Origin of the sequence: Virgibacillus byunsanensis, from assembly GCF_042675965.1 — a bacterium.
GTDB lineage: Bacteria > Bacillota > Bacilli > Bacillales > Amphibacillaceae > Virgibacillus_R > Virgibacillus_R byunsanensis.
The window spans coordinates 1-22,296 of the sequence record NZ_JBHTKJ010000018.1; the positions used below are offsets into that span (position 1 = coordinate 1).

The 22,296-nt window shown below is 37.1% G+C and carries 24 protein-coding genes; 7 read left to right on the forward strand and 17 right to left on the reverse strand.

Annotated elements, in window-relative coordinates:
- Window positions 1–139: 139 nt before the first annotated feature.
- Both ACFQ3N_RS08215 and ACFQ3N_RS08220 read left to right on the forward strand, forming a co-directional pair.
- Window positions 140–640 (forward strand): hypothetical protein, encoded by a 501-nt coding sequence (locus tag ACFQ3N_RS08215; RefSeq protein ID WP_390361311.1) that lies wholly within the window; start codon window positions 140–142, stop codon window positions 638–640.
- Window positions 641–711: 71 nt separating this feature from the next.
- Complete coding sequence (locus ACFQ3N_RS08220; RefSeq protein WP_390361313.1) at window positions 712–1,539, forward strand: alpha/beta fold hydrolase; 828 nt, start codon at window positions 712–714, stop codon at window positions 1,537–1,539.
- A 188-nt stretch (window positions 1,540–1,727) separates the two neighbouring features.
- On the opposite strand, the gene ACFQ3N_RS08225 is transcribed toward ACFQ3N_RS08220, so the two are convergent.
- From ACFQ3N_RS08225 to ACFQ3N_RS08275, 11 genes are all read right to left on the reverse strand, one after another.
- Complete coding sequence (locus ACFQ3N_RS08225) at window positions 1,728–2,816, reverse strand: threonine aldolase family protein (protein ID WP_390361315.1); 1,089 nt, start codon at window positions 2,814–2,816, stop codon at window positions 1,728–1,730.
- Window positions 2,817–3,376: 560 nt separating this feature from the next.
- On the reverse strand, window positions 3,377–4,237 hold the full coding sequence (locus tag ACFQ3N_RS08230; protein WP_390361317.1) for an AraC family transcriptional regulator: 861 nt from the start codon (window positions 4,235–4,237) through the stop codon (window positions 3,377–3,379).
- A 142-nt stretch (window positions 4,238–4,379) separates the two neighbouring features.
- The gene (locus ACFQ3N_RS08235; protein WP_390361319.1) at window positions 4,380–4,631 is read right to left on the reverse strand and encodes a DinB family protein; all 252 of its coding nucleotides are present in this window, start codon (window positions 4,629–4,631) and stop codon (window positions 4,380–4,382) included.
- Between the two features lie 252 nt (window positions 4,632–4,883).
- Window positions 4,884–5,363, reverse strand: a complete 480-nt coding sequence (locus ACFQ3N_RS08240; RefSeq protein ID WP_390361321.1) for a hypothetical protein — start codon at window positions 5,361–5,363, stop codon at window positions 4,884–4,886.
- A gap of 826 nt (window positions 5,364–6,189) precedes the next feature.
- Complete coding sequence (locus tag ACFQ3N_RS08245; protein WP_390361323.1) at window positions 6,190–6,390, reverse strand: hypothetical protein; 201 nt, start codon at window positions 6,388–6,390, stop codon at window positions 6,190–6,192.
- Between the two features lie 52 nt (window positions 6,391–6,442).
- Complete coding sequence (locus ACFQ3N_RS08250; RefSeq protein ID WP_390361325.1) at window positions 6,443–7,036, reverse strand: hypothetical protein; 594 nt, start codon at window positions 7,034–7,036, stop codon at window positions 6,443–6,445.
- A gap of 551 nt (window positions 7,037–7,587) precedes the next feature.
- On the reverse strand, window positions 7,588–8,385 hold the full coding sequence (locus ACFQ3N_RS08255; protein ID WP_390361327.1) for a DUF4097 family beta strand repeat-containing protein: 798 nt from the start codon (window positions 8,383–8,385) through the stop codon (window positions 7,588–7,590).
- Complete coding sequence (locus ACFQ3N_RS08260; RefSeq protein ID WP_390361329.1) at window positions 8,378–8,938, reverse strand: HAAS signaling domain-containing protein; 561 nt, start codon at window positions 8,936–8,938, stop codon at window positions 8,378–8,380. The genes ACFQ3N_RS08255 and ACFQ3N_RS08260 overlap by 8 nt, the downstream gene beginning before the upstream one ends.
- The gene (locus ACFQ3N_RS08265; RefSeq protein ID WP_390361331.1) at window positions 8,931–9,254 is read right to left on the reverse strand and encodes a PadR family transcriptional regulator; all 324 of its coding nucleotides are present in this window, start codon (window positions 9,252–9,254) and stop codon (window positions 8,931–8,933) included. The genes ACFQ3N_RS08260 and ACFQ3N_RS08265 overlap by 8 nt, the downstream gene beginning before the upstream one ends.
- Before the next feature lie 211 nt (window positions 9,255–9,465).
- Window positions 9,466–9,636 carry a hypothetical protein gene (locus tag ACFQ3N_RS08270; RefSeq protein ID WP_390361333.1) on the reverse strand — a complete coding sequence of 57 codons (171 nt, stop codon included), beginning with the start codon at window positions 9,634–9,636 and terminating at the stop codon, window positions 9,466–9,468.
- Between the two features lie 72 nt (window positions 9,637–9,708).
- Window positions 9,709–10,203, reverse strand: a complete 495-nt coding sequence (locus tag ACFQ3N_RS08275; protein WP_390361334.1) for a metallophosphoesterase family protein — start codon at window positions 10,201–10,203, stop codon at window positions 9,709–9,711.
- Window positions 10,204–10,306: 103 nt separating this feature from the next.
- Between ACFQ3N_RS08275 and ACFQ3N_RS08280 the strand changes: the two genes are divergently transcribed.
- Complete coding sequence (locus ACFQ3N_RS08280) at window positions 10,307–11,182, forward strand: ATP-binding protein (protein ID WP_390361336.1); 876 nt, start codon at window positions 10,307–10,309, stop codon at window positions 11,180–11,182.
- 144 nt (window positions 11,183–11,326) lie between these two features.
- Window positions 11,327–13,243 carry a vWA domain-containing protein gene (locus tag ACFQ3N_RS08285; RefSeq protein ID WP_390361338.1) on the forward strand — a complete coding sequence of 639 codons (1,917 nt, stop codon included), beginning with the start codon at window positions 11,327–11,329 and terminating at the stop codon, window positions 13,241–13,243.
- A gap of 307 nt (window positions 13,244–13,550) precedes the next feature.
- On the opposite strand, the gene ACFQ3N_RS08290 is transcribed toward ACFQ3N_RS08285, so the two are convergent.
- Together ACFQ3N_RS08290 and ACFQ3N_RS08295 are read right to left on the reverse strand one after the other, a co-directional pair.
- Window positions 13,551–14,426, reverse strand: a complete 876-nt coding sequence (locus ACFQ3N_RS08290; protein WP_390361340.1) for a hydroxymethylglutaryl-CoA lyase — start codon at window positions 14,424–14,426, stop codon at window positions 13,551–13,553.
- Entirely contained in the window at window positions 14,426–15,085 is a 660-nt protein-coding gene (locus tag ACFQ3N_RS08295; RefSeq protein ID WP_390361342.1) for a GntR family transcriptional regulator, read from the reverse strand. Before ACFQ3N_RS08295 ends, ACFQ3N_RS08290 begins: the two co-directional genes overlap by 1 nt.
- Window positions 15,086–15,417: 332 nt before the next feature.
- Here ACFQ3N_RS08295 and ACFQ3N_RS08300 point away from each other — a divergent pair, with 332 nt between their 5' ends.
- Genes ACFQ3N_RS08300 through leuD form a run of 3 tightly spaced genes read left to right on the forward strand, consistent with a single transcriptional unit; the run spans window position 15,418 to window position 18,687 of the window.
- The gene (locus ACFQ3N_RS08300; RefSeq protein ID WP_390361344.1) at window positions 15,418–16,620 is read left to right on the forward strand and encodes a CaiB/BaiF CoA transferase family protein; all 1,203 of its coding nucleotides are present in this window, start codon (window positions 15,418–15,420) and stop codon (window positions 16,618–16,620) included.
- A gap of 20 nt (window positions 16,621–16,640) precedes the next feature.
- A complete protein-coding gene (leuC, locus tag ACFQ3N_RS08305) occupies window positions 16,641–18,104 on the forward strand; it encodes a 3-isopropylmalate dehydratase large subunit (protein WP_390361346.1) in 1,464 nt (487 codons plus the stop codon).
- Window positions 18,067–18,687 (forward strand): 3-isopropylmalate dehydratase small subunit, encoded by a 621-nt coding sequence (leuD, locus tag ACFQ3N_RS08310; protein WP_390361348.1) that lies wholly within the window; start codon window positions 18,067–18,069, stop codon window positions 18,685–18,687. The genes leuC and leuD overlap by 38 nt, the downstream gene beginning before the upstream one ends.
- Window positions 18,688–18,733: 46 nt before the next feature.
- On the opposite strand, the gene ACFQ3N_RS08315 is transcribed toward leuD, so the two are convergent.
- From ACFQ3N_RS08315 to ACFQ3N_RS08330, 4 genes are read right to left on the reverse strand one after another with little or no spacing between them, the layout of a single operon-like run.
- A complete protein-coding gene (locus ACFQ3N_RS08315; protein ID WP_390361349.1) occupies window positions 18,734–19,513 on the reverse strand; it encodes an enoyl-CoA hydratase/isomerase family protein in 780 nt (259 codons plus the stop codon).
- Window positions 19,514–19,524: 11 nt separating this feature from the next.
- Complete coding sequence (locus ACFQ3N_RS08320; RefSeq protein ID WP_390361351.1) at window positions 19,525–20,313, reverse strand: alpha/beta fold hydrolase; 789 nt, start codon at window positions 20,311–20,313, stop codon at window positions 19,525–19,527.
- Window positions 20,314–20,334: 21 nt separating this feature from the next.
- Entirely contained in the window at window positions 20,335–21,078 is a 744-nt protein-coding gene (locus ACFQ3N_RS08325; protein ID WP_390361353.1) for a maleate cis-trans isomerase family protein, read from the reverse strand.
- Complete coding sequence (locus tag ACFQ3N_RS08330; RefSeq protein WP_390361354.1) at window positions 21,071–22,282, reverse strand: FAD-dependent oxidoreductase; 1,212 nt, start codon at window positions 22,280–22,282, stop codon at window positions 21,071–21,073. Before ACFQ3N_RS08330 ends, ACFQ3N_RS08325 begins: the two co-directional genes overlap by 8 nt.
- Window positions 22,283–22,296: the final 14 nt, after the last annotated feature.

The following is a 22,296-nucleotide window of genomic DNA, read 5'->3' on the forward strand; positions in this document are numbered from 1 at the left end:
AGCCGCACGTTGGGTGTGGAGCAGGGGAAAAGATGGAGATTACATCAAAGTCTTACCTATTGCTATTCACTTCAACTAAAATTGCCTTTTTAGTTGAAGTAGCATTGTTATAAGTACATATAAATGAGGGGTTGGAAGTTTGAGAAAATATTACGTTTTATTTATCTTATTTTTATTTCTGATCGGTTGTTCTAGTGGTGAGAATCAACAGGTTAATGAAAATCAAAAACTATCTTTTGAAGAAAATATTATAGAACTTACTAAAGAAAATGATCCCAAAATGGACACGATTATTGATTATGATTTGAAGGGTGATTATATTATCGTTGTCTATGAGCGTATCGGTAAGATTCTAAATGTTGCCATTATACATCAATCCAATAACGGGTTGGAATGGATAATGGAACACGAAGCTAGTTTACCAACAACTACTATTGCAGATGAAGGTACTCCGTTTGTCACCATAGTTCGCCCAAGAGATGAAGAATACAAAGAAGTTAACGTATTCGGTAAACCTGCAAAATTAGTTACTTATTATGACAATCCTGCTGAGAATGTTACATTAGAATTTAACTATTGGATAGCGTATACGGATAAGAATCCTCTTAATAACAATGATATAGAATATATAAAAGAATAATTCCTATTTGAAATGGGGACAGTCGTTAAGGTAAAAACGAACCTTCAGAGCAAACAAAGGTGGGAGGCATTATGAAGCAAAATGAATATACTAAAGAGACCATAACACTTTCTCATGCTAGTATATATTGTGAATACATACTTAACGGTAAGCCGCCGGTTTTATTAATTCATGGTTTCGTGTCATCCACCTATACATACAACCGTTTAATTCCTCTATTAGAAAAAAGTTTTTCCGTTATTGCTATTGACCTTCCCGGTTTTGGCAGAAGTGAAAAGTCAAGAACGTTTATCTATTCGTATCATAATTATGCTTCACTTGTGGCGGAATGTATGGACTACTTTAAGCTAAAGGATGTTACACTAATAGGCCATTCCATGGGAGGACAAATTGCATTATATACTGCCGAGAAAATTCCAGATAAAATAAACAAGCTCATTCTTTTAAGCAGCTCCGGGTATTTAAAGAGAGCAAATAAATGGTTAATCTATAGCTCCTACCTTCCATTTTTCGACTTGATAGCCAAGCGGCATGTTTTAAAACAGAGTGTGGAAGAAACACTGAAAAATGTACTTTATGATCCATCATTAATTACAAACGAACTGAAAGCAGAATATGGCAGACCACTAAAAGATAAGAATTTTTATAAAGCACTAGTACGATTTTTGCGTCATCGAGAAGGTGATCTAAGTAGTGAACAATTACAGAAAATCCAAACATCCAGCTTGTTAATTTGGGGAGAAAACGATCGGGTTGTACCGCTTAGCATCGGAAAGCGATTAGAAAAGGAATTGCCAAATGCTACACTCATTTCATATGAAAAAACAGGCCATTTAATTACAGAAGAAAGGCCGTTTGAACTGTATAAACAAATATATAATTTTGCAAATGGAGAATGACCCCGCTACTCTAATGACGGTAAAGTGGATTTTTTAATATTTAGATGCAGTCAGAAAAATAGATGGAACAATCCATACAGAAAAACTAGCAAAAATTATTGCGAGGACAATTAAGGTGTTGGGGTTATAGTTAAATAGAAAAGACAAGGCCGTTTTCCTAGTGAACAGCCTTGTCTTTTTCTACTATATTAGTAATCCATATATTCATCTAGTAGCTTAAATGCATTATTAATAGATTCTTTGGGCACTTCTCTATACTGATCACCCAAACTGACTTCGAAATAACAAGTGTTTTCATCTATTTCTTTTAATTTACCAGTTATACCTATTCCCGTTTGTTGTTGAACTTTTGTTAGAGCTGTTTCCACTTGCTCTTTAGCCTGATGGAAGTGAACATGAAACATATTTGAAACAGGAACGTGCGGCACTGTCGAACCCCCGTGACAAGCATTAAAAAACTTCGCAAGCTCTTGTGCATCTTCATAATATTTTTGCATATTTTGTGAACGCATTTCAAAATAATAATCGGCCGTGATAATATATGGATATAGGCTGATCAAGTCACCACCATGTCGCCTTTTCCAAATCTTTGATTGCTCAATAAAATCTTGACCTCCTGCCAAAATCGCCCCTGCTATTCCGCCAATCCCTTTATATAAAGAGAGATAAACACTATCAAAAAGAGCACATACTTCAGCAGCAGACTTCTTGTAATATGGTAGTACCTCTAGTAAACGAGCTCCATCAAGGTGGAATTTAATCCCTTTATCACGGCAATACTTCGAAATTTTCTCAAGTGTTTCAAAGCTCGGTAGTTGTCCACCTATCTCGCGCTGGGGCAGTTCCAGCAACAGACTTGCAACGTCTTCCTTCATTTCCATCACATCATCTAACTCTATCACTCTATTTTCATCAGCAAGCAATACCGACTCAATATGATGTAATTCTTTCAAACCATCTTCTTCGTGAATCTCTAAATGACTTAATGGGTGATAGGCCACTTTTGGTAAGCCCTTATCATCACACCAGATGCGCAAAGCTATCTGCTGGGCCATCGTTCCGCTCGGGAAAAAAACCGCACATTCCTTTCCTAGGAATTGAGCCATTTTCTCTTGAAAGTCTTCAATGACCTTCCCTTCTCCATAAAAATCACTTTCCAAATTTCCCTCGATATCCTGAAAAGCTTTTTTCATTATATGTATGTTTCGTTTACCATGACCGGCTAACTGGTGTTTTGTTTGCTTAAATGATGCCTGTAACGGACTTGTTTCATTCATTATGTGTGCTCCTATCTAAGAAAATTAATAAGATTTTCATCGGTTTCTGTTGATAATTACCAAGCCAAATTAAATGTCCCCATGTATCCAGTAGACACAATTCTGAAGAAGGTATATTTTCATGGGCAAAATATGGATATTCTAAGGCTCAGATCCATCATATTTACTATGCATGATAAGCGTTGGACAAGTTAGAGCTTGTAAATCCTTGTGAAGGAATCATTTGTCTGAAAATAATCCGCGAGAATATATCATTCAAAAAAGTAACCTACTTTAGTAAATAGTAACATAAAAACCAAACTGTTTATTACAATTTTCTGAAATGGTGAACATTAGTAAACTTGGCTTATCGCCAAGCATTAACGGCGAAATCCTATGTTGCACTTATGTAGATAAGAAAGTTTTATACTTTTTTATCTACAAATAAAAAGACGCCAATGATATTCGACGCCTCTTTCCATGATAAATCCTTACGTTCTTGGTTTCACCCTCAATCAATCGTACCATTCTTATTATTGAATAAAGTGCTAATTGCCTCTTATACAAACAGTGTCCCTTCTCTATTTAACAGGAATCCAGATTTCCGAATAATAATCTGGGCTGCTAGAGTTATCATCCGTATAGACTTCTAATTCCGGTGTAACAGCAAGTTCATAACCGCTTGATGGAAACCATTCCGAGAAAATTTTCTTCCACATTTTCTGAATCGCATCTGGCATTGGACCGTGAACCTCAAATATAGCCCATTTCGATGCCGGTATTTCTAGTCCCGTTAACCCGTCTGGTGTGGTACCATCATGGGCTGTTGCAATCCAGTATTCAATATGTTTGGATTTTGTACCACTTTGATCGACACATACCCCTAACAGCCCCTTAAGCTGACCGTTATCCAGCTTGGTTAATACGTTTGCTGTTCCATCTTGATGTACATCCTCCCACATTTTCGGAATACCCTTGAGATTCTCCTCATTGAGCAATGAAAATTCTCGCTTGACTCCAACAACCTGAAAACCTTCTCGTTCCACAACTTTGTACTGCATTGGTTCTACTCCCTTCAAATTCACCTGTAGACCCAGGCGGTTATACGATTTCAGCTTACCCATGTACTTTCGTGCTTCACTTGGGGATACACCATGTTGCCTGCGAAAAGCTTTTGAGAAAGCCTCAGGAGTGTCATAGCCATATTTATAGGCGAGATCAATAATTTTGGCATTTGTTCTAGTTAGTTCGTGGGCAGCTAGTGTTAGGCGTCGGCGTCTGAGGTATTCACCAACAGACATTTCGGTTAACACCGAAAATGTACGCTGGAAATGAAATACCGAAAAATTCGCCTGTTTAGCAATACGCTCCATCGACATATCATCTAATAAATGCTCTTCCATATAATCGATAGCTTTCTGTAATGATTCAACCCAAGTCATATGACTCCACTCCCTTAATTAGATCCTAACAAGGCACCACGAGTAAATCCTGTCAATCTGTGCTTTGATTTGACAGGATGGTCTTAACTGCTTGATTTTCTGCTCGTACACATACCTTTTAATAGAGTAATGTCTTTTGAAGTTATAGCGGTTCTATTAGATCCGTATCAGGGGGATTATAGCCCAATAGTCGTCCCATCTTAACGATTTGACCTTTGTGATGAAATTCATGTGTAATGGTGTGGGTAAACAACCACAAAATTGTAAAATCGATAGGTTTCTCCTGCCAGGATACAGTACTGGAAATCGCAAGGTACCACTGGCCTGCATATTCCTGAAGAAACTCCTGAACAAGGTTATCTGTTTCTTTAAAAACGTCACGCATGTCAGTCACACGTTTAATTGCTCCGAATTTATATGATTAATCCCCTTTTCCATGGCAATATTTCCAAGCCAGTGTTGATAGCATCCAGCAACATGACCATGAATATCACGAATCGATTCGCCTCCGAAATTCTCAACGTCCTTCGTATAATCCTAAAGTCATAGACTCGCAGTATTGAAAAAGTAACTCCCTTGTTTACCGAACCCAATCATATTGTCGAGCTATTCCGTCCATTCTGTTCACGCTCCCACTTCCATAAATTTATTTACGAACTAACTGCTCTATATAGTCATATTCAATAGAATGATCTATTGAATTGTAGAAAAATCCTTTATACCTTATTGTATCATCTGAGTTTATCGTTATTTCTTTCATAGATTTTCCGTTATGATCAAAAATGGTCGTTCTAAAGCTAAAACCCATATATCCAAATGAAAGTTTACCCTTTTGAAAGGTTACTTCATTCAAATTACGAATTATATGATTAATATCAGTTACATCTGTAATTTCTAAATCATATCCTGTGTTCCCATCGAAAACCGTTATCTTAGAAACCTCAGATGGGTCTATGCTCACGACTTTATGAGGAATATAGGTGGCCCCAAACGCTAAAAGCAGTAAAAAAGGAATCCATAAAAAAGCAAACTTATATTTCCGTTCTTTTCTTCGCCAAAACCAAAAAGCGAATGAAGAAAATGATAGAAGCAATAATAGGACGACAACAAAAGATATAACACTCATAATTCTCCCTCCAACTTCTATCAGCATTCGTATTCCATCTTAAGAAACTCATACTGCCATTTGTATCTTGCATAAACGTACCGGTATCTTTAAAACCATACTACTACTTTTCTTTCGAATGATTCTTTTCTATTTCGTTTAAGAGATTCAGTTGAGTCCTATCCAACTTATTGACGATCAAGCCTAATTTTCTGCTAATATCAACTAGTATAAAAATTATAATCAAAACTAAAAACAACCACAATAGATATAAACTGCGACGTAACTTGATGTGACGGTTAACCTACCGCTACGGAAATACACTTCGCTTTCCGTGGGCGGCTGATGAGCCTCCTCGAGCTAACGCTCTGCGGGGTCTCAACTAGGCCTCTGCTCCCACAGGATAAGGAAAGCTACATAGCTAGACATCGCACGCAGAAAATCGGTTTGTATTTTCAAGGAGTCTACGTGTTTTTCCTCCGCTGTTATTTCTGTTACTGTCGTGGGACTGTATCTGTATTAATAAAACACCTTACCAGTTCGGGTGAGCGGAGGGCGGTGACTCCTGCGGGAACAGCACGTGTCCGAAGACCCCGCAGAGTGGTTTTCTCGAGGAGGCTGAGGCCGTGCCCGCGGAAAGCATCCGTCCGTAGCGACCCCGGACGGCGGCAATAGAAATAAGCCTAAAGTTACCTCGCATTTTGCATCAACTGTGAGGATTAAAAAAGCAACAAAACTTACGAAATGAGCCTTATTTAAACATGAAAATGAGATAATAATGGTAGATTAGTAATAAACGGTATTAACACTACCAAAAATGCCCACACTTTATCATCCGAATCCAGTTTTACTGTTTTAAATAAGCATACCAACATAACGATAAAAACACAGGATAAGCTAATATACCCATATAGAAAATGGAATAACCAACATACCATGCATTACTTGATAAAAAATCTGTTAAAGAAATTGCTACGGCAACAAAAAGCCAGGATATAATAATATAAATGACAATAGACCTCCAAAACCACTTTGGAAATTTACGCATTAATAAACCCTCCTATCCCATATAAAAAGCATGAAAATAGTAAAAAAAGCTTTTATCGTTTCTTTGCCCATAAATTCAGATATAAATTTGTCACTGTCACATCAACTCTTGATTCCTCTTCCAAATCTATCTCGTCTGGAAACGTAAAATAAAATCCAAACTCATCTCCATTATGGTAGTTTAAGCCTGAAGAGCCAGAAGGACTTAATTTATATGTATCGCCTTTATACGTTGCTTTTGATTCTGCTTGAAAACTTTTTGTAAAACCATTTTTACTGCTTTCGTGTTTAACACCCGAAACTAAAGTCGCACCACCTAAGCTATAATTTCCCTTTGACCTAAAGGATACTTCCAAGTCTTCTTCATTGTGAATGATTACTTTGGACACATAAATCTGAGTTTCTTTATCTCCATCGTAAAGAACTTTTCCTTCGTTATTCTCCAATTGATTTAAATCAATCTCAATCGTATATACCCCTTCGATAGGATGTGCATTATTGTGATAATTTTCAACGTCATTGGCTACATAACTAATCCCTTGTACCCTAAGATTGACAATTTCAATTACTCGAGGTACGAACAAAAAACCAACAGCAATAATAGCTGCAATAATATACACGGTATTTAAATTTAAATATTTTTTCATAAAACCTCATCCCCTAGTTACATCTTTTCCACTATAAATCTAATTTACTATTCCAATAACCTCGATTTTAGTAAATACTAACATAAAGCCTTTGTAGTTCGTTGCCAAAATCCCAATTTTCAGACAGAATAAGCAAAATAAATAAGATGATCTTCTTGTTTAACTCCAATATCCTACTAAATTGTTACCCTTGGTTATCCGATTCCTCGTCGTAATTCTTTGAATCATACACATTTACACGCACCCAACTCTCTACATATTTTAACATATATATCCAGAACTTTTTGTAAGTTTAAGGCACAAATCAGAATACAATTTCAATCAATATGTAATGAACAAAAGTGCAAGCGTCCGTTTAACGACGTATAGGCTGAACTTATCGTAAGAAAGATCAGGAAGCACACTAGGCGTTGGGAGCTGGAGCTGGACGCGGCTTCCACAGTCAATAAATTATTTACTGGCTCCAAAATTATTTCCTAAATTACGCCAATGCCCATCACGTTTACATGCAAACGTGATGGGCATTGGCCAAAATCATTGCCTTATTTCGACTATTTCGTCATGGTAATACTGCCATTATTAGTCGTTAATTTAATCTTATTTTCGCCATTACCTATGACAGAATCCCAATTGGAATCCCCACATATATCAATTCTCCCATTATCCACTCTGACATCTAATATGGCATTTGTTGGCTCTTGTTCCGATTGGATCTCAATTTTCCCATTGTCCGTATCAAATTCGATAGGACGATCTAAATTGTTAGTGATCAGTGAAATTGCTCCATTGTTTGTTTTCCCATAAATTTCACCGTCAACGTTACTAAGCGATATTTTTCCGTTATTGGTATTCATTTGTACATTCTCCGCTGTAATGTTATTCAGATTAATCTTGCCATTTTGGGTTGCAGCATCAATTTCAGTAACATCTAAGTTTTCTGCTGTTATACTGCCATTATCATTGTCTATCTGTATGGAATCATATAATTTCTCTGGCAAATAGATATTCAATTTCATCGAAAACGTCCAAAAATTAAAGTTGAATAATTTATTTTTCTGTTCCTCCGTACGTATGGACAGTGTATTACCGTTTTCTTCAACGGATAATCTCTCTTCACCAGTCTTAGTTTTTCCTGTAAGTTCAATGCTTGCTTTGGAGTCGTTTGTAGAGTGTATTTCTATCTGTTCATTATTCGCTTGAATGTCAATTGCTGTGATGTTCGTATTCTCAACTTCTTTATCTTCTGCAACTGCAATTGGTTCATTAATATTAAACGTTATAATACTTCCGACTCCCCCTATTATTACAAGTAGAAGGGCAACCATGGCTATTTTTTTGACATTATTCATGTTTCATACCACCTTTTACAAGACGTACATTAAAGTTTAAATAACTGACAAATCCCTTCGTAACAAAACGTGTTACATAAATCATTCCGATTGCGATCAATAATCCCAAACCAGTAAGTGTTATCGAAAAAAATAAGTCAAAGTATGCAAAAGTTCCTGGATAGATGACCAAATTAACCAACACCAATAAAGGAGAAACGATAAATGCTGCTCCTGAAACCCATCCTGAAAAAATCACGGCAACTAATGCTACGAACGGTCCAAGTACAATGACGACATTGAAAAATCCTAATCCAATCACTGCCCATACCGCTCGCAAGATATCACCTGCTGTAGACGTGTCCTCTACTTTCTCCAGGTAATGGGTGGCTAGTAATTCTTTCGCAATTTGGTTGGGGGAACCTAGTGATTGAGAAATCTCTTCTTCGGTTTTTCCCTCCACTTTTCCAATCTCAAAATGCTCTTGGAAATCTAGCAAAATATCTTCCCGCTCATCAGAGGAAAGTCTATTTAATGCTGTGTCTAACTTCTTTAAAAATTGTTCTTTATTCATCTGTTACACCTTCCTTTATTAAATGATTCACACCACTTGAAAATTGTTGCCATTCCCTCATAAGCACGTGAAGATAATCGCTTCCCTTATCCGTAGTCTTATAATATTTACGAGAAGGGCCTTCATTTGATTCCTGTAAATAGGTTGAAACATATGCTTCTTTTTTTAACCTTCTTAATAGCGGGTACACGGAACCTTCTGATATTGCAATCTTTTCAGAAATTTTTTGAACAAGTTCATATCCGTAACGATCTTTTTTATCTAACAATGCAAGCACACACAGTTCTAATGCACCCTTTTTAAATTGTATATTCATGTTCTAATCACCTACATTCTTCATTTTCACTACTAAACATTGAACAGTACCGTCAAAAAATTAGTACCTCATGTAAATAACTATATCACCTACTACTGTTTAATGCAAGGTACTGTATTTTTATTTTTTATGAAATCGTATTACACACAAAAAAAGGTTCAGATAACGGGTTATCTGAACCTTTTGCTTGCCTATTTTCATACTGTAGTAATCAACCACCCATTTTTCGGCGGTTATTACTAGTCTTTTTCGCTTGCTGACTTTTCATGGAATGTATCGAATTAAAATTGAAGTTATTTTTGTTATTCGCTTGTGCTTGTTTCTTTTTCTCCAGGAATTGCTGGACTTTATCTTGCGTACTTGGTTTCTTTTCGTTAGACATTAAGTTGTCTCCTCTACTATTTCTATTACCATCTTATTATAATACTAAATCTAATTTATAGCTATTTTTTATTCAATCACCTCGAAAAAATACTATCTCCGTCCTAATTTCTTCACCAATATCCAGAATTCCGTACGAGTAATAGCGAAGTTTCCGCTTATCGGTTGGGGATCCCGGATTAAATAGCAGTTCACCTTTAACATATCGGATTACCGGAATGTGAGAATGCCCAAATATAATTACATCTACCTCTTCTTCCTCAAACGCTTCCATTACGCGCTTTTCCGTTGTCTTTTTGTCACCATGTCCATGGACAACGCCAATGTTGAATCCATTTACCTCGACAATTTGCTGTGATGGAAATTGTTCTGTTATCTCATCAGGATCAACATTCCCATATACGCCCTTCACTTCCCCGTAACTAGAAAGCGTTTTGTAAACATCCATCGATTTCCAATCCCCAGCATGAATAATCAGGTCCGCTGTTTTACATGCTGTAACTAGACGGTTTGGCAGTTGTTTCCCTTGGTTAGATAGATGCGTATCTGCTGTTACAACGATTTTCACTTCACACAGCTCCTTTTCTTCTTAATAGAATTACCTAAAATAACCTTCAACCTTTGTTATCTCCACTTATAAGGTTTAAAATGTCCTTGAAAGGAGTTTATCCATGCATACGAACTACAATCTACCCGAAAACATAACAGATATTTTATATAATACCAAAAGAAAAGACGATGACACATTACAAGAATTGATCAAACAAGGAGGGTACGTCCCCCCTCAAATAGATTTGTTAATCGATGCCATTTCAGCACTTAGTATGGGGAAAAATGTGTTACTAAAAGGTCCAACAGGCGCAGGTAAAACCAAGTTCGCTGAAACGCTATCCAACCTGTTCCACCAACCAATGTTCAGTGTCAATTGTTCGGTCGATTTGGATGCTGAGAGCTTAATGGGCTTTAAAACATTATCCTATGAAGACGGTAAACAACAAATTGAATTTGTTCCAGGCCCAGTGACAAGTGCGATGAATAACGGGACATTTCTCTATATTGATGAAGTAAATATGGCAAAACCGGAGACATTGCCGCTTATTAACGGTGTACTTGACTACCGCAGAACCATCACCAATCCATTTACTAATGAAATTATTACGGCAAAAGAAGGCTTTAATGTGATTGCTGCGATCAACGAAGGCTATGTTGGTACAGTTCCACTAAATGAAGCATTAAAAAACCGTTTTATCGTCATTGACGTTCCCTATTTGGAAGGAGAACAACTAAAAGAATTAATTCAGACAAATACCCGGCTAACCGACCAAACGACCATTGATTTATTTGTTACCTTGTCCACTGATTTAATTCGTGCGGTTTATCAAGGGAAACTGTCAGAGGATGCCGCATCAATCCGAGCTTTACTTGATGCCTGTGATCTGAGTGATATGATCCCACCAAAGCGTGCGGTTCTTCGAGCAATCGTGGATAAACTGGATGAAGAACGCGAACGGGAATTTGTTATTAATTTAGCAGACACCTTGTTTTAATTATTGAAAAGCAGAGGCGACTGGGATGGGGTGAAACGCATAAGCAAGGAACCGTAGAATAGGTGTTTTTCTACGTGGAGTGTCCATTGCCTATGTCGCGAACCCTAAGGAGTCGCAACTAGATCTTCGAAAGGAGGATGCCGGATGAAATATAACCGCTGGGATGATTCCAAAATAGATACCAATTTGTTTCTACAATTACAAGACCTGTCCACTATATTATCCGATAATCCCGATTTAACATTCGAATATAAGTATGGGGCGTTTATCGATCTTATCGATGAAAAAATAACCGGCAGTCATTTCTGGGATCTCGACAATATAGTAATGAAGGAATCCGGGTACAAGACGGATGTGTTCCTGCGTACGATTGGAACATTACATCATTCACATATCCCTTCCCTGAAGGCCTATTTCGAAACAATCAATGATTTAGGTTTATCTAGGTTTGCTGCTCAACTCATTACATTACTGGAAGATTTGCGGTTAGAAGAAATCATTAAAAAGAAACGCCCTGGTACGAAAAAAGACTTTGCTCTCCGAAAAAAGCACCTGAAGCACTATTTTGAGACCCAATTAGCGACAAATGTAACAAGAAGTAATCCACTTGACGAATTGTTTTGTCTCATCTATCTGTTGCTTCAAACAAATCAGCCAGACCCAACATTCACAAGAGCAAATGTGGCGCAGCTTGACCAGTTGGAAAAATTAAAACCACTCGTGTATTCCTTTTTTGAAGCAAAAAGCACAAAAGGTATTACCAGGATTGCTGAGCAAATTGTGTTGTCATTAGCAGCTTATAAAGATATGGTCCATGTCTATTTCACATTTCCAATCTCGTACATAGAAAAGTATGAGACGAATACCATGTTTGATGAATTAACACGGACAGATGAGCTTGTGGACGATTTCAAAGAAAACATCGATGAAGAAAATAATGAATATATGGATGAACAATTTTCTTCCTGGCACACCGAAAATCAAAACAGTGACCGGAAGCAGAACTTTCTGCAGTTTGAATTGGAAGCTGGTACGAAAACCAACATGATGGGTGGTGGAACAAGAGAAACCGAGGATGCCGACCAAGCGATGGGTACCATTCAAGGGGCATCAGGAGAAAGTGATCAAAATGACTACTCAGAAGTCAAGTCCCTACAAAAACAAAGCACAAACCAAGGCAAGCAAACAAACGAAGCCGCTTATGGCGAGGAAAATAAAGACGCTGTCGCAATTGTGAAGAAAGCAGAATCTCCAACCCAAGAAGATGAACTTGCTTACAACCACGCAGTCAGCACAATCGAAACGTACAAACGAAAGCTTGCAACGACCATCGAAAAAGTATTGGAACACAAGCGAAATGCACCAAGGAAAGATTTAGTCATCGGTCGACTATCCAAAAAATTACTGCCCGTTATTACGGATGAAAATCCACGGGTCTTTTATAAGAAAAACCAGGAATCAAAAGACATGGATGCTGCTTTCACCCTGCTTGTCGACTGTTCCGCTTCCATGCACAACAAAATGGATGAAACAAAACGAGGAATCGTACTATTCCATGAAGTATTAAAGCAATTGAAGATCCCCCACTCCATCGTCGGATTCTGGGAGGATGCAAATGACGTAAAGGAAAGCTATCAACCAAATTATTTTCATGAAATGCATTCCTTCTCAGGTTCCCTCTATCAAAACACAGGAGCCAACATCATGCAGCTCGAGCCACAAGAAGATAATCGTGATGGCTTTAGTATCCGTGTTATGACTAAGGAGTTAGCTGCCAGACGAGAGAAGAACAAATTCCTGCTCGTATTCTCAGACGGCGAACCAGCCGCTGCCAATTATGATCAGAATGGAATTATTGACACGAACGTCGCCGTATCAGAAGCACGCAAAAAAGGCATCGATATCATCGGAATGTTTCTCGCTGATGGAGAGATCGATGAACGTGAAGATGAAACGATGAAAAATATTTACGGAAAAGAACGTCTAATGATTCCAAGTGTTGAGGAGTTACCTGAACACTTTGCACCGCTTTTGAAGAGATTGTTGTTGCGGATGGTTTAGGAGTTTAAATACCTCACCATGTTGGATTGTTAAAATGTACTGATAATACAAACATATTAATAGCATTTTTGTTCTATATGAAATTCGGATGTATAAAAAAAGAAGACTTAAGGAAGCAGAAATCCTCACAAAATAACAACCGAAAGTTATGATTAATTTTAGCAGATGAAGAATTTTATAAATAACGTGAGCTCTCGTTAATCAAATGAGGGCATCACTCTTCTTTACAAACTAAGAGAAGTGGGTCTTTAGTAATAATTTAATCAAACCCATCCTCTCTGAAACCTTCAAACAGGTTAAAGGTATATTATGTTTTCATTAACATACCGTCTACTTTTAATCCTACAACATCCTCTAACCATTTCGAGGTGTCAATTAACTTGCCTTTATTTATTCCAATTTCTTCCCCCATTTGCTCGAACATATTGACGACATCCTCTGTACAGACATTACCAGCAGCTTTAGGAGCAAAAGGGCAACCTCCTAACCCACCAATTGAGGTGTCGAATTGTCTTACTCCTTCTTGGTAACCTGCTAACACATTCGCTATTCCTAATCCTCGTGTGTTATGAAAATGTAAGCCGAGTTCTACTTCTTTTCCAAACTGTTTGTAAAATGCTTTAGAAATACTTTGAACTTGCCCTGGATCTGCTAACCCAGTTGTATCAGCTAAAGTAATTTTTTTTGCACCAGCATTTAAAAACTCCTCTGCTGTTTTTAAAATCTTTCTTTCTGGGATGTTTCCATCAAACGGACAACCAAAAGCCGTGCCAAGAACTCCATTTACGACTTTTCCAGATTCAGTGCCACCTTTTATAACTGGTGTTAATTCTGTGATTGATTCTTTTACAGAACGTTTTACATTCTTTTGATTAAATGTATCACTAGTTGCTAGAACAACATGTAAAAAATCAACATTAGCTTCTAACGCACGATTTAGTCCTGATTGACTTAACACGAGTCCTGCATATTTTACGGTTTCTGTTCTAGGTACTAGTTTCATTAATTCTTCTGTATCAGCCATTTGTGGGATTACTTTGGGGTTAACAAATGAAACAGCTTCAATTAATTCAATACCTGAATCAATCAATCTGTTAATCAATTCAAGTTTTTCTTCTAACAACAAAAGCTTTTTTACATTTTGTATTCCGTCTCTGGGACCAACTTCACAAATTGTTATCATTAAGACTCTCCCTGTTTATAAAATTTTGATGATTCGACACTAGACAAAACAAAATCTCTACCTGTAAAAATGTGATCTTGCATAGATACAAGCGCTCGATCTGAATCACGGTTGCGAATTGCTTCAATTAACCTTACATGTGTCTCAAAAGATCTTTCAATATCTTTTCGGTCATACCAATAAAATGAACTGAATACTAATGGCAAAAAAACTACTTTGGAAATATGAAAATTAAGATAATCATTTTTAGAAGCTTTAATAATGGCATTATGAAAATCACTGTTGTTATTCATTATCTGCTTTGTAATTGATTTCTCTTTCAAATCATTTTCAAGTAAACTAGAGAATTCATCCACTAAACTATCCATCTTTTCCAAGTCTTCTTTATCTCGATTATTTGCCGCTAGCTTAGCTGCATAGCTTTCTAATAAAGAACGCAAATCATAAATTTGCTTAATATCTTCATAAGAGAATTGACGAACCATCATTCCTCGACTTAACGATATGATTAAACCATCAGATTCAAGACTTTTTAATGCTTCACGTATAGGGGTTCGGCTTACACTTAATTCTTTGGCTAAAGATTCTTCCGTTAATCTAGAACCTGGTTCGTATTTTCCAAGAATAATTGCATTTTTTATAGATTCATATGGATTCATAATTACACCTCACACTTCCTTTGTATACAATAGCTAAATAAAAAGTAGCCCCTCCCCACTAGATTAGATTGAATACCTCCATTTTAGCACATTTTAGGAACAAAATACACATTAATTACTATTTTTCTAAATATTTAGTTTACACTTTGTATACAATGGTGTTAAACTATTGATAGTGGCTATTTTATTTATCACCCCTATTATAGATGGAATGCCACTAATCCATTATTCACTTCATTTTGATTATTGCATTATTATGAAAAAAATATGAAATGATATCTTAAATCCATATTCACCTTACACCCAAACCTATGATATAAGGAGGAATATTGATGACGAATGAAAGACTACCACTTGAAGGTGTCCGTATTATTGAAATGGGATCGTTATTAGCTGGTCCTTTTACCGGGCGTCTGTTAGGTGACTTCGGAGCTGAAGTCATCAAAATAGAAGCACCAGATAAGCAAGACCCTATGAGAGATTGGGGAAAACAAAAAGATGGTCATGGACTCTGGTGGCCAATTCAATCACGAAATAAGAAATCTATCACATTAAATTTACGAGTAAAGGAAGGTCAGGAGTTATTCAAAAAAATTATCAAAGATTCCGATGCAATTATTGAAAACTTCCGTCCTGGAACATTGGAAAAATGGGGCTTATCTTATGAAACTTTAAAAGAAATTAACCCAGGAATAATCATGGTTCGAACATCAGGGTTTGGCCAAACAGGTCCATATAACAAACGAGCTGGTTTTGGAAGCATTGGAGAAGCTATGGGAGGACTAAGGTATGTCACAGGATTCCCGGATCGTCCTCCTTCACGAATAGGCATCTCACTTGGGGATACGTTAGCAGCGTTATTCGCAACAATCGGTTGTTTAACAGCACTTCATGAGCGCCATGAATCTGGGGAAGGTCAAGTTGTTGATACAGCAATCTATGAAGCTGTATTTTCTGTAATGGAAAGTGTTATTCCTGATTACTTATTAACTGATTATATAAGGGAACGCATGGGTAATATATTACCCGGAGTAGCTCCGTCAAATATATACAAAACAAAAGATGACACTTATGTCGTAATAGGTGCTAACGCAGATGGTGTCTTTAAACGCCTCTGTGCATCGATGGACCAGCCAGAATTAGCAGAAAACCCTAAGTATGCCACTCATCATGCGAGAAGTGACAATATGAAAGAACTTGATTTACTCATTGAAAAGTGGACAAAAACTTTAACGGCGGATATAGTCTTGAAAAAACTTGAAGAAAGTGGTGTACCTTCTGGATTAATCTATTCAGCAGAGGACATTGTGAAGGATCCCCAGTACAAAGCCCGAGACATGATTATATCGGCGAAACATGAAGAACTAGGAGATTTTCCAATGCCTGGCATTGTACCGAAATTAAGCCGAACTCCAGGAAAAGTTAAACATGTTGGTGCCGAATATGTTGGAAAACACAATGAAGACATCTATAAAAAATTATTAGAAATTGATGATCAAGAATTTGAAAGATTGAAAGAGTCTAAAACTATTTAGTAATAAAGGATGTGTGCTACATGGGTAAAACTCTTTATGAAAAGATTTGGGATCGTCACGTTGTCCATCAAGAGCAGGATCAGCCCGCTATTCTTTATATTGATTTACACCTTATTCATGAAGTTACTTCACCACAAGCCTTTGATGGAATTAAATCAACAAAAAGATCCGTAAGACGTCCGGATCGAACTTTAGGTACAGTTGATCACGGAATTCCAACAACTAATCGATCCAAACCATTTGAAGATCCAATCGCAAAGAAACAAGTCGATGTAATTGAAGAAAACTGTAAAGAATTTAATATCAAACTTTATAATATGCATAGCCCAAACCAAGGAATCGTTCATGTTATTGCACCTGAACTTGGTCTCACTCAACCTGGCCAAACAATTGTGTGTGGGGATAGTCACACCCCTACACACGGAGCATTTGGTGCACTTGCATTTGGAATAGGCACAAGTGAAGTTGAACACGTTCTTGCCACCCAAACCCTGAAGATAAGTCGATCAAAAAGCTTGCTGGTTAAGCTTGGTGGAAAGTTACCTACAGGATCGACAGCTAAAGACGTTGCACTCGCTCTTATCGGAGAATTTGGTCACGACTTTGGAACCGGTCACATCATTGAGTTTCAAGGTGAAGTAATACAAGAACTATCAATGGAAGAAAGAATGACAATTTGTAATATGGCCATCGAAATGGGAGCAAGGGCCGGAATTATAGCACCAGATGAAGTTACGTTTGATTATGTGAAAGGGAAACCAGGAGCACCGATAGGTCATGATTGGGAGGAAGCATTGTCACTATGGAAAACTTTATATAGTGATCCAGATGCTCTTTTTGACAAAGTTTTGACATTCAGAATTGATGAAGTCCCTCCACAAGTTACTTGGGGAAGCAACCCAAGTCTTGTGGTTCCAGTAACTGACTCAATCCCATATCCAAAGGATCTTCCAGAAGAAAAACAGGAAATGGCTCAAAAAGCATTAGAATACATGGACTTACAACCTAATACTGCAATAACAGACGTTTATGTTAATACCGTTTTTATTGGCTCATGTACCAATAGTCGCGTTCAAGATTTACGCGAGGCAGCAAAAGTAGTTCAAGGGTATAGAGTTGCAGATGGAATTCGCGCACTTGTTGTACCAGGCTCTCAACTTGTTAAAAAGCAAGCTGAATCAGAAGGAATTGATCAAATTTTCCTAGATGCTGGGTTTGAATGGCGTGAGTCCGGCTGCAGTATGTGCTTAGGCATGAATCCAGATGTCGCTAATCCTGGTGACCGAATCGCATCTACATCAAACCGAAACTTTGAAGGGCGTCAGGGCAAAGGGTCCCGTTCACATCTAGTTAGCCCAGCAATGGCAGCTGCAACAGCAATAAAAGGTCACTTTGTAGATGTTAGGGACTGGAAATATAATATTGCAAAGGAGGTACAAAATAGTAATGTCGACAGAAACGACAAAAAGCATTCGTCCGTTTAATCAAATCACTAGTATTGTAGCACCATTTGAACATGCCAATGTTAACACTGATGTTATTTTACCAAAACAATTTTTAAAACTTGTAAAGAAGACAGGGTACGGAGAATTTTTATTTTATGATTGGCGTTATTTAGATGATGGATCAGAAAACCCTGACTTCATTCTTAATAAACTACCATATCGTAATTCTAGTATTCTCTTAACAAAAAAAAATTTTGGATCAGGGTCTTCACGAGAACATGCTCCCTGGTCATTATATGACTTTGGAATTCGTGTTATTATTGCACCTTCTTTTGCTGATATCTTCTACTCAAATTGTATTAAAAACGAGATTCTTCCTATTATTCTTGATGAAAGACAAGTGAAAGACTTCTTTGATCAGGTGTCTGAAAATTTTACTCTGACTGTTAACTTAAAAGAACAAAAAATCACTGATCAAAATGAATATAAAGTCCCATTTAAAATCGATAAGTATTCAAAGTATATGCTTATTAATGGATTAGATGAAATCGCCTTAACCTCAAAACATACAGATAAAATAACTGAGTTTGAAAAACATCATAAAATATATTATAAAATATAAAAGGAATCACGTTCTATTAAGAACGTGATTCCAATTTATTATAAGGTTAATCAAACACCGGAGGACGTTTTTCAACAAAAGAAGCTACCCCTTCTTTTCCATCCCTTAAACCGGATTGCTCCGAGATCATATCAGACTCTAAAGTTAAATGCTCTTCTAATTCTCTCAAGAAACTCATTTGCAATAGTTTTTTTGTTTTTGCATTCGCCGATTTTGAACCTGTCAAAAAACTAGTAACAATTGTTTCTACTTCGTCATCTAGTGAAGCGTTTGAAACTTTCCTAGTTATTAGACCTTCATTTAATGCTTTTTCAGCATCCCAGATTGGGTTTAATAAAAGGAAGTCTTGAGCTTTTCTAAGTCCTACTAGCCTGGGGAGAATGTATGTGCAAGAACCATCTGGCGATAACCCTACTTTAGTATAAGAAGGGGTAAATTTTGCGGATTCCCCAGCAATCACCACATCACATAAACAAATCAGGCTTAGGCCAGCACCTGCAGCAACACCATTTATTTTACCAACAATAGGTTTATCCATTTTTGCTAATAGAATAATAGCTTGATGCAAATAACTCGTCAATTCTCTTAAATGAGCACCAACATGATCTCCATGTTCTTGAAAACTTCTTAAGTCCCCACCAAAAGAGAAGTTCTTTCCTTCTGCTTTTAAAACAACTACTTTAACACGCTTATCTTGATGAACCTTCAAAGTCTTTTCAAATAACTGTTTTGCTGTCTGTAAATCAATTGCATTACCATGATCTGGTCTATTTAACATTAACGTGGCAACCTTATCTTCTATGTTTAAATAAACAGGTTCACTCATATGATCCTCCTTTAAAAAGTTGTTAGGAATTGATGGATTTTTTCTGCAGTTTTTTCCGGTACACGTTGAGATAATTGACCAGGAACATTAATAATTGTCTCATCTTTCACATGCTCAGAAATCATTTTAACATGATTATTTTTATCCTTTAACACATCACCCTCTGCAACAAGTAAATAGATGGGTTGTGAAAGTCTCCTCAAGGCAGGTTCCGGATCATAATCAAACGCAGCACGATACCCCCACTCATAGCAGGGTCCTGCTCTTAATATTTGTAAAAGTGCATTTTGAATCATATTTTCAGTAGCGTCGACCTTAAATTTTTCTTCAAAATATGTCCACCACTGCATAAGATGATTCCCATCACGTTGAATAACTAAGGAAGGTAACCCATGGTGAAGTTTATTTCGTTCTTTACGTGTGAATAATGGAACCCCACTTAATATTAGTGACTTTACTAAGCCAGGACGTTGAAGTGCCATCTCAATTGCAAGTCCTGCCCCACCATGAACACCAAATATAGAAAACGATGTTACTCCTAAATCTTCTAACCATTCATTAAAATATAAAGCCACTTGTTCTATAGTCAATGGGGACTTTGGATGAAAAGATTCACCAAAACCAGGGAAATCGGGAGTCATCACACGATAATTACCACCAAGGTGTGACAACATCGGCATGAAGACCTCAGAAGAAAGGGGCATTTCATGTAAACAGATCAATACCTCTTTATCACCTCCTGTATCCCGGTAATGAATTTGACCAACAACATGATCATAGAAATAACGATTTGCTGTCAATTCCAACTACCCTTCCATAAGTTAATATTTACTGAATAAAGAAGTAAAACCTTTAAATTGATCATTGATACCTTCCTCTCGAAGTGCATTCCACAAAGTCGCAGCGTTAATTGGAATCACTGGTTTTCCCAACCATCTTTCAGCTTCATCCGCTAGACTTACCATAGATAAATTTGTCCCAACTTGCACAATAGCATCAACTTCACCTGAATTCACTTCAAAAATCGCATCTCGGAGCTCATTTTCAGTAACATGTGCAATAGAACAAGCTGTCGGACACTTTAATCCTTTAATATTAATAACATCATATCCCCAATCCTTGAAAAAATTAACTACTTGTTCGTCGCCTACTTCCTGATATGGAGTAATAACACCTATTTTTTTCACTTTATATAACTCTAGTGCGCGGTTACAAGCGTTGGCACCCGAATACACCTTTAGACCGGATAGTTTTTCAATGTTTTCTTCAAATTTCTTGTTCCCTTCTTTTCCACCCCAGAAAGTTTCAGCAGACATACCCATAATAATGGAATCAGGCTCACAGGTCATCACGTCTTTAATAGCTCTTTCCATCGAGGTTCGTACTTGGTCTAACAGATTTTCGAATCCTGCATCATCATTAATATTAGGATTTTCAATATATATTCTCCCCATGTGAAACGTAACACCTCTTGGCGCTATCGAATAATAGTCTGGTTCTACAATGGTATTAGTAGAAGGAGCTAATACTGCCGCCTTTAATCGATAACCTAATGCATCAGTCATCATAAACTACCTCCTTATCAGTGTCAGTTATTCGACGATTGTTAAATCCTTTTATCATCGATGTTTCTAATAAATACCGTTTCATTTTTTCGCGATCATTCATCATCTCTTGCATTTCCTTCTTTCGTTTTTCTATTTCTTCCTCATTACTGGCTGCTTCTTCATTTTTAATCGTATGCTTTTGTACTTCTTCTTTTGCAGAAGTTTGTCTTTCCCTTTCAAACCCCTTCAGGATATCAAGGGATTCCTTATTATGATATACACGTGTTAAATAATTCGATAGGAAGTACGCATCGTGCACACCACTGTTCATCCCCATGCCTCCAAGTGGATTATTTACATGTGCCGCATCTCCAATGATAGCAACTCGATTCACTAAAAATTTATCTGCTACACGTTGATGCGCTCGATACACCACCCAATGGACGATATTGAAAGTCTTAGCACGACCTGAGAATTTCCTTATTTTATCTTGTATATACTCGTCATCAAGTTGATCTTCTATTTTTGGATCCAACGGAATAAGAAACTTCCACATACTTAAGTTTTGAATAAGAGCGACCCATTCCTCTGAATCAGAAAAATAACTAACTGGTGACAAACCCGGATAATCTTCAGTAAAATCATGATCCTCCACACAAATTAAAAGATGATGTTGAGGATATGTTAGACCCGAGAACGGAATGTTTTGCGATTTACGCACAACACTCGAAGCTCCATCAGCACCTATAACGAAATCATATGTTTCTTTCACTTCTTTTCCGTTTCGATTAATTGTAACCTCTACCTTTTCACCGACCTGCTTCAGCTTTTCTAATGGGGAATCAAAGAAAATGTCAATATTCTCATTCTCTTTAAGTTCTTTTTGAATAATCTCAGTTAGGTGATGCTGTTCACATTGAAACCGGTAAGGATATTTTGTCTCATCTTTAAGAACCTCTAATTTTAATTCAGCGACAATTTTATTATTTCCGCGATCCCACTGTTGAAAGCTTTCAACAATTAAACTTTTCTCTTTTACTTCATCAAAAATTCCCAGCTCATCAAAAATTTCAAGAGTGGGTGGATGAAGAGTAGATGCTTTTGGAACAGTCGTTAATTGCGATTCAGCTTCTATAATTGTAACAGGCACTTTATTCTTTGCTAAAGAAAGAGCTGCAGACAATCCAACTGGACCCGCACCAACTATCAATATCTTCTCCATGATATCTCCTCCAT